Below are 13,307 nucleotides of genomic sequence, written 5' to 3'. Positions count from 1 at the left end.
CTTATTCTTTCAAAACTGGATAAACGACATTGGAACAGGCAAGTCTTCGTGTACATGGTTTTGGTTAAGTCCTCGATCGATTAGTATTCGTCAGCTGCACATGTCGCCACGCTTCCACCTCGAACCTATCTACCTCATCGTCTTTGAGGGATCTTACTTGCTTGCGCAATGGGAAATCTCATCTTGAGGGGGGCTTCGTGCTTAGATGCTTTCAGCACTTATCCCGGCCACACATAGCTACCCAGCGATGCCCTTGGCAGAACAACTGGTACACCAGCGGTGTGTCCATCCCGGTCCTCTCGTACTAAGGACAGCTCCTCTCAAATTTCCTGCGCCCGCGACGGATAGGGACCGAACTGTCTCACGACGTTCTGAACCCAGCTCGCGTACCGCTTTAATGGGCGAACAGCCCAACCCTTGGGACCGACTACAGCCCCAGGATGCGATGAGCCGACATCGAGGTGCCAAACCTCCCCGTCGATGTGGACTCTTGGGGGAGATAAGCCTGTTATCCCCGGGGTAGCTTTTATCCGTTGAGCGATGGCCCTTCCATGCGGAACCACCGGATCACTAAGCCCGTCTTTCGACCCTGCTCGACATGTACGTCTCGCAGTCAAGCTCCCTTCTGCCTTTACACTCTGCGAATGATTTCCAACCATTCTGAGGGAACCTTTGGGCGCCTCCGTTACTCTTTAGGAGGCGACCGCCCCAGTCAAACTGCCCGCCTGACACTGTCTCCCAAGCCGATCAGGCTTGTGGGTTAGAATTTCAATACAACCAGGGTAGTATCCCACCGACGCCTCCTCCGAAGCTGGCGCTCCGGGCTCTAAGGCTCCTACCTATCCTGTACAAGTTGCACCAAAATTCAATATCAGGCTACAGTAAAGCTCCACGGGGTCTTTCCGTCCTGTCGCGGGTAACCTGCATCTTCACAGGTACTATAATTTCACCGAGTCTCTCGTTGAGACAGTGCCCAGATCGTTACGCCTTTCGTGCGGGTCGGAACTTACCCGACAAGGAATTTCGCTACCTTAGGACCGTTATAGTTACGGCCGCCGTTTACTGGGGCTTCAATTCGCACCTTCGCTTGCGCTAAGCACTCCTCTTAACCTTCCAGCACCGGGCAGGCGTCAGCCCCTATACGTCACCTTACGGTTTTGCAGAGACCTGTGTTTTTGCTAAACAGTCGCCTGGGCCTATTCACTGCGGCTCTCTCGGGCTATACACCCTACCAGAGCACCCCTTCTCCCGAAGTTACGGGGTCATTTTGCCGAGTTCCTTAACGAGAGTTCACTCGCTCACCTTAGAATTCTCTTCTCGCCTACCTGTGTCGGTTTGCGGTACGGGCACCTCCCGCCTCGCTAGAGGCTTTTCTTGGCAGTGTGAAATCAGGGACTCTGAGACTCAGTCTCTTGCCATCACAGCTCAACGTATCAGGAATGGGATTTGCCTCATTCCACGCCTCACTGCTTGGACGTGCACAACCAACGGCACGCTCACCTTATCCTTCTGCGTCCCCCCATTGCTCAAACGGCGGGGAGGTGGTACAGGAATATCAACCTGTTGTCCATCGTCTACGCCTATCGGCCTCGACTTAGGTCCCGACTAACCCTGAGCGGACGAGCCTTCCTCAGGAAACCTTAGGCATTCGGTGGACGGGATTCTCACCCGTCTTTCGTTACTCATACCGGCATTCTCACTTCTAAGCGCTCCACCAGTCCTTCCGGTCTGACTTCAACGCCCTTAGAACGCTCTCCTACCACGGATCTCTTACGAGATCCATCCACAGCTTCGGTAATCCGTTTAGCCCCGGTACATTTTCGGCGCAGTGTCACTCGACCAGTGAGCTATTACGCACTCTTTAAATGATGGCTGCTTCTAAGCCAACATCCTGGTTGTCTAAGCAACGCCACATCCTTTTCCACTTAACGGATATTTGGGGACCTTAGCTGGTGGTCTGGGCTGTTTCCCTCTTGACTACGGATCTTATCACTCGCAGTCTGACTCCCAAGCATAAATCACTGGCATTCGGAGTTTGTCTGAATTCGGTAACCCGGGATGGGCCCCTAGTCCAAACAGTGCTCTACCTCCAGGATTCTCTATCTTGAGGCTAGCCCTAAAGCTATTTCGGAGAGAACCAGCTATCTCCAGGTTCGATTGGAATTTCTCCGCTACCCACACCTCATCCCCGCACTTTTCAACGTGCGTGGGTTCGGGCCTCCAGTAAGTGTTACCTTACCTTCACCCTGGACATGGGTAGATCACCTGGTTTCGGGTCTACAACTGCATACTCTGTCGCCCTATTCAGACTCGCTTTCGCTGCGGCTCCGCCTTCTCAGCTTAACCTTGCATGCAATCGTAACTCGCCGGTTCATTCTACAAAAGGCACGCCATCACCCATTAACGGGCTTTGACTACTTGTAGGCACACGGTTTCAGGATCTATTTCACTCCCCTTCCGGGGTGCTTTTCACCTTTCCCTCACGGTACTGGTTCACTATCGGTCACTAGGAAGTATTTAGCCTTGGGAGATGGTCCTCCCAGATTCCGACGGAATTTCACGTGTTCCGCCGTACTCAGGATCCACTCTGGAGGGGCAAGGTTTTCGGCTACGGGGCTGTTACCCACTGCGGCGGACCGTTCCAGGTCGCTTCGCCTAATCCTACCTTTTGTAACTCCGTATAGAGTGTCCTACAACCCCAAGAGGCAAGCCTCTTGGTTTGGGCTGATCCCGTTTCGCTCGCCGCTACTCAGGGAATCGCATTTGCTTTCTCTTCCTCCAGGTACTTAGATGTTTCAGTTCCCTGGGTCTGCCTTCTCATGTGCTATAGATTCACACATGGATACTACTCGATTAAAAGTAGTGGGTTCCCCCATTCGGAAATCTCCGGATCACAGCTCACTTACAGCTCCCCGAAGCATATCGGTGTTAGTGCCGTCCTTCTTCGGCTCCTAGTGCCAAGGCATCCACCGTGCGCCCTTTCTAACTTAACCAATGGTTAATTAAAAAGTTGTGACTAAAAGTCACGCGTACTTGAATTTCTTGCATTATGTTTCAATGTCGTTTTATCCAGTTTTCAAAGAACAAGTTGTTGAAAGTCACAAAAAAAGGCGTTGCCGCCTGAAGGTGAACCTTCAAAACTGAACGCAAAACGTCAACCCCGGAGCGCTAGGCGCCCGGTTCCGAATTTATCCTTAGAAAGGAGGTGATCCAGCCGCACCTTCCGATACGGCTACCTTGTTACGACTTCACCCCAATCATCTGTCCCACCTTCGGCGGCTGGCTCCACAAGGGTTACCTCACCGACTTCGGGTGTTACAAACTCTCGTGGTGTGACGGGCGGTGTGTACAAGGCCCGGGAACGTATTCACCGTGGCATGCTGATCCACGATTACTAGCGATTCCGGCTTCATGCAGGCGAGTTGCAGCCTACAATCCGAACTGAGAACGGTTTTATGGGATTGGCTCCCCCTCGCGGGTTGGCAACCCTTTGTACCGTCCATTGTAGCACGTGTGTAGCCCAGGTCATAAGGGGCATGATGATTTGACGTCATCCCCACCTTCCTCCGGTTTGTCACCGGCAGTCACCTTAGAGTGCCCAACTAAATGCTGGCAACTAAGATCAAGGGTTGCGCTCGTTGCGGGACTTAACCCAACATCTCACGACACGAGCTGACGACAACCATGCACCACCTGTCACCACTGTCCCCGAAGGGAAAAGCGTATCTCTACACCGGGCAGTGGGATGTCAAGACCTGGTAAGGTTCTTCGCGTTGCTTCGAATTAAACCACATGCTCCACCGCTTGTGCGGGCCCCCGTCAATTCCTTTGAGTTTCAGCCTTGCGGCCGTACTCCCCAGGCGGAGTGCTTAATGCGTTAGCTGCAGCACTAAGGGGCGGAAACCCCCTAACACTTAGCACTCATCGTTTACGGCGTGGACTACCAGGGTATCTAATCCTGTTTGCTCCCCACGCTTTCGCGCCTCAGCGTCAGTTACAGACCAGAAAGTCGCCTTCGCCACTGGTGTTCCTCCACATCTCTACGCATTTCACCGCTACACATGGAATTCCACTTTCCTCTTCTGCACTCAAGTCCTCCAGTTTCCAATGACCCTCCACGGTTGAGCCGTGGGCTTTCACATCAGACTTAAAGGACCGCCTGCGCGCGCTTTACGCCCAATAATTCCGGACAACGCTTGCCACCTACGTATTACCGCGGCTGCTGGCACGTAGTTAGCCGTGGCTTTCTGGTGAGGTACCGTCAAGGTACCAGTAGTTAATTGGTACTTATTCTTCCCTCACAACAGAGTTTTACGATCCGAAAACCTTCGTCACTCACGCGGCGTTGCTCCGTCAGACTTTCGTCCATTGCGGAAGATTCCCTACTGCTGCCTCCCGTAGGAGTCTGGGCCGTGTCTCAGTCCCAGTGTGGCCGATCACCCTCTCAGGTCGGCTACGCATCGTCGCCTTGGTAGGCCATTACCCCACCAACTAGCTAATGCGCCGCGGGCCCATCCTGCAGTGACAGCCGAAACCGTCTTTCCGTGCAGCCTCAGGAGAGGCCGCAAACTATTCGGTATTAGCACCGGTTTCCCGGAGTTATCCCGATCTGCAGGGCAGGTTGCCCACGTGTTACTCACCCGTCCGCCGCTAAACCAGAAGGAGCAAGCTCCTCTGGTTCCGCTCGACTTGCATGTATTAGGCACGCCGCCAGCGTTCGTCCTGAGCCAGGATCAAACTCTCCATTATAGAGTAGTGTTGATTGCTCAATACTGCTGGCGTATCGCCGTCCGAAGACGCACGATTCGCTTTGATCTGCATAATGCTGATCAGTAAGTTTTGCGCGGGCCGTTTTGCGCGGCCGTTGCTGTTTGTTGACGTTTTGCTGTTCAGTTTTCAAGGTTCAGTTTGTTTCATTTTGTTTGCCGCGCTCATTGGCGACTTTATTAATATATCTTGTTTCATTCTCGATGTCAATACTATTTCAAAATATTTTTTCGAGTTGTCGTAAGGACATATATAAATATAAACCGCCACGCGCCAAAAATCAAGCGTTTATTTTAAAAAAGTACTTTTTAATTTTCCTGTAGTCTGTAACAAACAACATAATCCCCGCTAACACTACACTTCCGCCTACAATTTGAGAAACCGTTAAATATTCTCCAAGGATAAAATAAGCAAGTATAGCAGCACCTATTGGCTCAAAAAGAATTGCAATGGAAATAACATTTGTACTAACCCACTTTAAAGCCCAATTAAATAAAGTGTGCCCTAGCAAGTTCGGAATGATCGCTAAGAGTAAAAACCACATCCACTCTGAAGCCGGATAAGGCCCGAATGACTCTCCCTTTAATACAATATAGAAGAATAATGTTATTGTGCTGATACTATAAACAACAAAAGTGTAGGTAACCAATGACAACCTTTTTCGAACATCTTGTCCAAATAACAAATAAGCTGTAATTAAAGCACAAGCTATTAAGGCTAATAAATCTCCATACAGAGCACTTCCGCTCACTTGAAAGTCACCATATCCTATTAAGACACTACCTAATATTGCGATAGCTCCTGAAACAAGCGTTTTAATAGAAAGTTTCTCTTTGAAAAAGAAATACGTACCTGCAAAAGCGAATAATGGTTGAAGTGTTACCAGTACAGTTGAACTGGCAACCGAAGTATAATTCAGCGATTCGAACCACAAAATGAAATGAAACGCTAGAAACACACCCGCTATCGAAGCAAAAAGCCAATCTCTCTTGCTTAACTTTTTGATTTCGTGGGTATATTTTAGTAAGAAGACTGGACTCATAATTAAAACGGAGAATAACATACGATAAAAAGCTGTCACTCCGGAATCCGCAGCTGTCATTTTCACAAAAATTGCTGACAACGCTACCGAGAAAACTCCTATTATAATAGGTATATATGGATGAATAGTCGGTTTTTCCATGTCCACACCTCTTCTTCTGCTTTTTCTCTACCGACAACCACTAAATAAGTTTGCCACTTTCTTTATACAGAATCAATATAAGTTAATGAAATTGGAGGTTTTCCTCATGGAGTTTTTCAGCGCATTGGAAGTTTCTTCATTAGAAACTTTTTTCAAGCTACTAATAGCAGCTCTTTTAAGTTTAGTAATTGGATTGGAAAGAGAATTAAAGCGTAAACCTGTTGGATTAAAGACCAGCATCGTTATTTCTACGTTTAGTTGTTTAATCACAATTATCTCAATTGAATCTGCCTATATTGCACAAGGCAGTGAATATGATAATGTTAATATTACAATGGACCCTCTACGTCTAGCCTCACAAATTGTTTCAGGTATCGGATTTTTAGGAGCCGGCGTCATTTTAAAACGCGGAAATGATTCGATATCAGGTTTGACGACGGCTGCTATGATTTGGGGAGCTGGTGGCATTGGCATTGCTGTGGCAGCAGGATTTTATATTGAAGCTATCACAGCTGTGCTGATTGTTCTTTTTGCAATAGAAGTTTTACCTCCCCTTCTTTTTAAATTCGGACCGACCCGACTAAAAATGGTCGAAGCTAACATTAAAGTGGTGGTAACTGAACGTTCGGCCATTCGGGAAGTGTTAGACGAATTAAAAGCAGGCGGATCTATTGTAGAAAGTTTATCGATTACCCACTCAGATAAAGAGAGTTCTTTTTCTTTTCATGAGTTGGCAATACGCATGTCTGTTTCTCACGATAAGGATACCATTGATCTTTATCAAGAGTTATCAGATATGGAAAAAGTAAAAGAAGTTGAAATTGAATTGATTTAATCGAGGAGGAGTTTTATGAAAGAGTTTTTTGGTTTACTGAAAAAGGGCAATAAGCCGTCATTAACGGCAGCAATCATTAATACGTTTATCGCAATAATGAAAGGTGTCGCATTCTTTTTCACAGGAAATGTTGCGATGTTCGCCGAAACAATGCACTCTATCGGCGATGCAGCCAACCAATACTTTGTGTTTATTGGATCCGCTCTCTCGAAGAAAGCACCGACAAAAAGATTTCCGAATGGTTTTGGCCGCTTATTAAATATTGTACTTTTAGGAGCAGTTCTTATTGTCGGCGTTATGGCTTATGAAACGATTGTCGAAGGCTGGCATCAATTAACTGAACCAGTAGAAGCAGAAGGATTCATCATTAGTGTCGTGGTATTATCTATTGCCATTCTTCTTGAATTTTTTGTTCTATATAAAGCGGGCAAAGAAATTTTACATGAAGCGGGCGTGAAAGGTGGCGCAATGGCACCTCTTACTACAAGTTTTGCGCATTTAAATCGTGCAAAGCCCGCAACAAAATTAGTGTTTCTAGAAGACCTAGTCGCAACTGCGGGCGGAGTGTTGGCACTAGCTGCCGTATTAATTGCCCATTCTACAGGATTTCTACAAGTTGAAGGAGCTGCCTCTATCGCAATCGGACTTATGATGTTGTACGTGGTCGGCAAAGTGTTTATGGATAATGCGCGCGGAGCAATCGGTGAGACGGACGAGCAAATGGTTAATCACATTGCTCATATATTAACTGATCACCCGGATGTTCGAGACATTCGCGAGTTAGAAGTGGTAAAAGAAGGAGAATTCCTTCACGTAGAAACTAAAATAGAAGTTGATCCACATTTAAACATTATTCAAGCGGACGCTTTACAAGAACGTTTAGCAGAAATCATTTTGAGTCAGCCAAGTGTCGACGACGTTATTGTTTCTCTTGATGCAGATGATGGCGAAACGCATTGGAAACATTTAAGTAAACGACCAGATCAACTTCATAAAAATTAATAAAAGGCTCAGCGCTAAGCGCTGAGCCTTCTTTTTATAGTGACGCTTGTAAAATTTCTTTTACATCTTCACCTTTTAGTTTTGCAAAGTTACCAAATTCTCCGTAAACCATCGCTTTGTCAACCATCGCATCGATTTTGGAATCGTCGATGTCGTAGTAGTCCAAGCGAGTTGGTGCTCCTAAAGAAGTCCAGAACGCTGACAAGCGATCAATCCCTTCATAAGCCACTTCTTCTTCTGATTTGCCCTCTGGATTTACATCAAAGACACGAACGGACATTTGAGCAAAGCGAGCTGGATTTACTTTCACGTTATGACGCATCCATTGCGGGAATAAAATTGCCAATCCGCCAGCATGTGGAATGTCGTAAACTGCAGATACGGCGTGTTCGATGTTATGCGAACCCCAGTCTCCTCTGTAACCCATTTCAAGGAATTTGTTCAATGCCATTGTACCAGCGAACATAATTGTTTCGCGGTGCTCGTAGCTTTGAAGATCATCCATCAATTTCGGAGCAGTTTCGATTACTGCTTTTAAGACACCTTCACACATGCGGTCTTGAACAGGTGTGCTTGTTGCATCATTAAAGTACTGTTCAAAAATATGAGACATCATGTCCACAATTCCGTATACTGTATGATTTTCCGGTACAGACAATGTGTATGTTGGATCTAATATAGAGAATTTCGGGAATGATAACGGGCTTCCCCAACCGTACTTCTCTTGTGTTTCTTCGTTCGTAATTACTGATCCTGCATTCATTTCTGAACCAGTTGCAGCGAGTGTTAACACTGTTCCAAAAGGTAGTGCATCTTCCGGCTGTGCTTTACGAGAAACTAGGTCCCATGCATCGCCATCGTACTTTGCGCCAGAAGCAATTAGCTTAGTACAGTCAATAACTGAACCGCCACCTACTGCTAATAACACATCAATGCCTTCTGTTTTACAAATTTCAATGCCTTTTTTAGCAGTTGAAATTCTCGGATTTGGTTCTACTCCAGCTAATTCAAAAACTTCAAGTCCAGCTTCAGATAACATTTGAGTCACTTCATCGTAGAGGCCATTCTTTTTAATGCTGCCTCCACCGTATACAAGTAATACTTTTTTACCGTATTTCGGCAATTCTTCTTTAGCAGCTTGTAATTGCCCTTTACCAAAAATAAGTTTTACTGGGTTGTAAAATGAAAATGCGTTCAATCCAATCATCCTCCTCTATTCAAATTTCATTATGAAGTTATGCGAAACAAATTGCAAAAAATTGAATCCAAAAAACCGCCTGGAAAAAATCCAGACGGTTTGTTTGTGTCTTAAACCCATCCACGGAAGCGTGAAGCTTCTGCAGTTCTACGAGCGCCGACCATATAAGCTGCCAAACGCATGTCAATATTACGTGTAGTCGCAACATTATATACGTTTTCAAAGGCATCTACTAATTTTTTGTTGAGTTTTTCATCCACTTCTTCTTGTGTCCAGTAATAACCTTGGTTATTTTGTACCCACTCGAAGTAAGAAACTGTAACTCCACCAGAGCTCGCTAGAACGTCAGGTACCAAAAGGATCCCGCGATCTGTTAGCATCTTCGTCGCTTCTGCAGTTGTTGGGCCGTTAGCTGCCTCAACTACAATAGAAGCTTTAATGTTGTTGGCATTTTCTTCAGTGATCTGATTTGCAATAGCCGCCGGTACTAAAATATCGCAATCCAATTCAAATAATTCTTTATTTGTAATGGTGTTATCAAACAATGTAGTAACTGTTCCGAAACTATCACGACGGTCTAGTAAATAATCGATATCTAAACCATCTGGGTCATGAAGAGCACCGTATGCATCTGATATTCCAACTACTTTCGCCCCAGCGTCATGAAGGAACTTCGCAAGGAAACTTCCTGCATTACCAAAACCTTGAATAACAACACGCGCACCTTGCATATCCAAGCCACGTTTTTTTGCTGCCTCATTAATACAAATGGTTACGCCTTGAGCAGTTGCTTTGTCGCGACCTTGAGATCCACCAAGAACAATTGGCTTACCTGTAATAAAACCAGGAGAATTGAATTCATCAATTTTGCTGTATTCATCGTACATCCAAGCCATGATTTGTGAGTTGGTGAATACATCTGGTGCCGGGATGTCTTTGTTTGGCCCAACAAATTGACTGATTGCTCGGACGTATCCACGACTCAATTTCTCAATCTCGTGCATCGACATTTCACGTGGATCACAAATAATGCCACCTTTAGCACCGCCGTAAGGTAATTCTACAATTCCACATTTCAATGTCATCCACATTGATAATGCAATTACTTCTTCACGGTTTACATCCGGGTGGAAACGAACTCCACCTTTTGTCGGACCTACCGCATCACTGTGTTGTGCACGGAATCCCGTAAAGACTTTTGTTTTGCCATCATCCATACGGATAGGAATGCGCACTTCTAACATTCTCATTGGTTCTTTTAAAAGCTCGTACATCGCATCTTCGTATCCAAGCTTATCTAGTGCAGTTTTAATAACATTCTGCGTAGACGTCAACAAGTTCAAGTTTTCAGTCATTGTATTAATTCGCCTCTTTATATTTAGTATTTACTCAGCAACTAGTGTAACACATTTGAAGATTTATTTGCCATGTAGAAATTAATTAGCGAATACTTTTTGAATGCGTTCGATCGCCCAATCTAATTCTTCTTTTGTAATGATTAATGGCGGAGCAAAACGGATTACCGTATCGTGCGTTTCTTTACACAATAGCCCCAACTCTTTCAATTGTTCGCAATACGGTCTTGCTGCTTCTGTTAGTTCCATACCGATGAACAACCCGCGGCCTCTAACTTCTTTTACAGAAGGGTGCTTGATTTCACGTAATTTGCCCATGAAATATTCACCTAGTTCTTGAGAGCGTTCTGATAATTTTTCATCTAGCAATACTTCTAATGAAGCAACAGACACTGCACATGCAAGTGGGTTACCGCCAAAAGTAGAACCGTGTGACCCTGGGTTGAATACGCCAAGAATGTCTTTATCCGCAACTACACATGAAATTGGGAATACACCGCCACCAAGTGCTTTACCTAAAATGTACATATCCGGGTTTACATCTTCCCATTCGCAAGCAAACATTTTACCTGTACGTGCAAGTCCACATTGGATTTCATCTGCAATAAATAGGACATTGTTTTCGCGGCAAAGTTCTCTCGCTGCCTTCAAGAAACCTTCTGGAGGCATGATGATTCCTGCTTCTCCTTGAATTGGTTCGATTAAAAATGCTGCTGTGTTTGGTGTAATTGCATTTTTCAACGCTTCTAAATCGCCAAAAGGAATTAAGTTAATGCCTGGCAGCATTGGTCCAAAACCTTTACGGTATTCAGGGTCTGATGATAATGAAACAGCTGTCATCGTACGACCATGGAAGTTGCCGTCGCATGCGATAATTTCTGCTTGGTTTTCAGTAACACCTTTTACATCATAAGCCCAACGACGTGCAGCTTTGAAAGCGGTCTCAACTGCTTCTGCGCCTGTATTCATTGGTAATGCCATTTCTTTCCCTGAAATATCGCAAATTAATTGGTACCAAGGAGCTAATTTATCGTTGTGGAAAGCACGTGATGTTAATGTTACACGGTCCGCTTGATCTTTTAATGCTTGAATGATTTTTGGGTGGCGGTGACCTTGGTTAACCGCCGAGTAAGCTGACAACATGTCCATAAACTTATTGCCTTCTGGATCTTTTACCCATACACCTTCAGCTTCTGTAATAACGATCGGAAGTGGATGATAATTGTTCGCACCAAATTTTTCTGTTTGTTCAATAATTGTTTGTGTTTGTGTCATGTAAATTCCTCCTCTTTTTTAAAAAAGGCAGACCGTAGTCTGCCTTTTAATGAATTATTATACCATTTGGTGATAGATTAATACATCTCAGAAGTTGTTTTTGCTTGCATGTGAAGAACGATATAATCTGGGCCGCCTGCTTTTGAGTCAGTTCCAGACATGTTAAATCCACCGAATGACTGATATCCAACGATTGCGCCTGTGCAGCCGCGGTTGAAGTATAAGTTACCAACGTGGAAATCTTCACGTGCTTTTTCTAGGTTAGCGCGGTTGTTTGTGATAACTCCACCAGTCAAGCCATATTCTGTGTTGTTCGCAATTTCAAGTGCGTGGTCAAAATCTTTAGCTTTCATTAATCCAACAACTGGACCAAAGATTTCTTCCTGCATAATGCGAGCTTGTGGGTCAAGGTCAGCAAAGACAGTTGGGTTTACGAAGAATCCTTTTGAATCGTCTCCGTCTCCACCAGCAACTAAGCGTCCTTCTTCTTTACCAATTTCGATATAGCTCATAATTTTGTTGTATGAGTTGCCATCAATAACTGGGCCCATGTAGTTAGACTGATCTGTTGGGTCACCGATTGTTAATTCTTTTGTCAACTCGATTACGCGCTCAAGAACTGTATCGTAAACATCTTCAACAATTACTGCGCGAGATCCAGCTGAACATTTTTGTCCGCTAAAGCCAAATGCTGATTTTACAATTGATTGTGCTGCAAGTTCAAGGTCTGCTTCTTTATCTACGACCATTGTGTTTTTACCGCCCATTTCAGCGATTAAACGTTTCATCCAAATTTGCCCTTCGTTCACTTTAGAAGAACGTTCTGCAATGCGCAGACCTACTTCTTTAGAGCCTGTGAATGAGATAAAGCGAGTGTTCGGATGATCTACTAAGTAGTCGCCTACTTCAGATCCTGGTCCTGGAATAAAGTTAACAACACCAGCTGGCATGCCCGCTTCTTCAAGAACTTCGATAAATTTATAAGCAACTACCGGAGTCGTTGATGCTGGTTTTAATAGAACCGTGTTACCTGCTACCATTGCTGCTACAGCTGTACCAGCCATGATTGCGAAAGCAAAGTTCCAAGGTGAAATAACAACACCTACGCCTAAAGGAATATAGTCATAACGGTTGTCTTCGCCTGGACGGCTTTCTACTGGCATACCATCTTTAAGACGTAGCATTTGGCGAGCATAGTATTCCATGAAATCGATTGCTTCAGCTGTATCTGCATCTGCTTCGTTCCAAGGCTTACCAGCTTCTTTTGTCAAAAGTGCTGAGAATTCGTGTTTGCGGCGACGTACAATTGCAGCTGCTCTAAGTAAAACATCCGCGCGAACTTCAGGTTTAACTTTTCTCCATGTTTTAAAAGCTTCATCAGCTGCTTGCATTGCTTTTTCAGCTAATTCTTTGTTCGATTTAGAAACTCGTCCAACCAATTCTTCTTTGTTAGCAGGGTTGAAAGAAATAATTTTATCTTCAGTAGTGATTCGTTCTCCACCAATAATTAACGGATAATCTTGTCCAAGGTAAGCTTCAACTGTTTTCAAGCCCTCAAGGTAATCTGTGCGGTTTTTTTCAACCGAGAAATCTGTGAATGGTTCGTGTTTGTAGGGAATCATGTAAATCCTCCTTGAATTTTAAGTGAGCGCAAAAAAAATTTGCACTTTCAAACTGTTTCCACTTATAATA

The 13,307-nt window shown here is 44.9% G+C and carries 7 protein-coding genes and 2 rRNA genes; 2 read left to right on the top strand and 7 right to left on the bottom strand.

The features are described from left to right. Positions 1-60: 60 nt before the first annotated feature. The 3 genes from BCM40_RS05655 to BCM40_RS05645 all read right to left on the bottom strand — a co-directional run bounded on the left by BCM40_RS05655 (position 61) and on the right by BCM40_RS05645 (position 5,950). Positions 61-2,993, bottom strand: a 23S ribosomal RNA gene (locus tag BCM40_RS05655). Positions 2,994-3,198: 205 nt separating this feature from the next. Next, positions 3,199-4,749 (bottom strand): 16S ribosomal RNA (locus BCM40_RS05650). The 16S and 23S rRNA genes sit together here, the layout of an rRNA operon. A gap of 298 nt (positions 4,750-5,047) precedes the next feature. Beyond that, entirely contained in the window at positions 5,048-5,950 is a 903-nt protein-coding gene (locus BCM40_RS05645) for a DMT family transporter (protein ID WP_065526774.1), read from the bottom strand. 106 nt (positions 5,951-6,056) lie between these two features. Between BCM40_RS05645 and BCM40_RS05640 the strand changes: the two genes are divergently transcribed. Beyond that, positions 6,057-6,785: an MgtC/SapB family protein gene (locus BCM40_RS05640; RefSeq protein ID WP_065526775.1), complete on the top strand. Its 729-nt coding sequence runs from the start codon at positions 6,057-6,059 to the stop codon at positions 6,783-6,785. A gap of 15 nt (positions 6,786-6,800) precedes the next feature. Further along, positions 6,801-7,787: a cation diffusion facilitator family transporter gene (locus BCM40_RS05635; RefSeq protein ID WP_065526776.1), complete on the top strand. Its 987-nt coding sequence runs from the start codon at positions 6,801-6,803 to the stop codon at positions 7,785-7,787. A 34-nt stretch (positions 7,788-7,821) separates the two neighbouring features. On the opposite strand, the gene BCM40_RS05630 is transcribed toward BCM40_RS05635, so the two are convergent. The 4 genes from BCM40_RS05630 to pruA form a co-directional block, all read right to left on the bottom strand. Then, positions 7,822-8,985 carry an iron-containing alcohol dehydrogenase gene (locus BCM40_RS05630; RefSeq protein ID WP_083394476.1) on the bottom strand — a complete coding sequence of 388 codons (1,164 nt, stop codon included), beginning with the start codon at positions 8,983-8,985 and terminating at the stop codon, positions 7,822-7,824. Positions 8,986-9,095: 110 nt separating this feature from the next. After that, positions 9,096-10,340 (bottom strand): Glu/Leu/Phe/Val family dehydrogenase, encoded by a 1,245-nt coding sequence (locus BCM40_RS05625; protein WP_065526778.1) that lies wholly within the window; start codon positions 10,338-10,340, stop codon positions 9,096-9,098. A gap of 81 nt (positions 10,341-10,421) precedes the next feature. Continuing rightward, positions 10,422-11,615: an ornithine--oxo-acid transaminase gene (locus tag BCM40_RS05620; RefSeq protein ID WP_065526779.1), complete on the bottom strand. Its 1,194-nt coding sequence runs from the start codon at positions 11,613-11,615 to the stop codon at positions 10,422-10,424. Positions 11,616-11,692: 77 nt separating this feature from the next. Further along, positions 11,693-13,237 carry an L-glutamate gamma-semialdehyde dehydrogenase gene (pruA, locus tag BCM40_RS05615; RefSeq protein ID WP_008428253.1) on the bottom strand — a complete coding sequence of 515 codons (1,545 nt, stop codon included), beginning with the start codon at positions 13,235-13,237 and terminating at the stop codon, positions 11,693-11,695. Positions 13,238-13,307: the final 70 nt, after the last annotated feature.

The organism is Planococcus donghaensis, from assembly GCF_001687665.2.
Lineage (GTDB): Bacteria > Bacillota > Bacilli > Bacillales_A > Planococcaceae > Planococcus > Planococcus donghaensis.
This window is presented reverse-complemented; position numbering and strand designations above follow the sequence as displayed.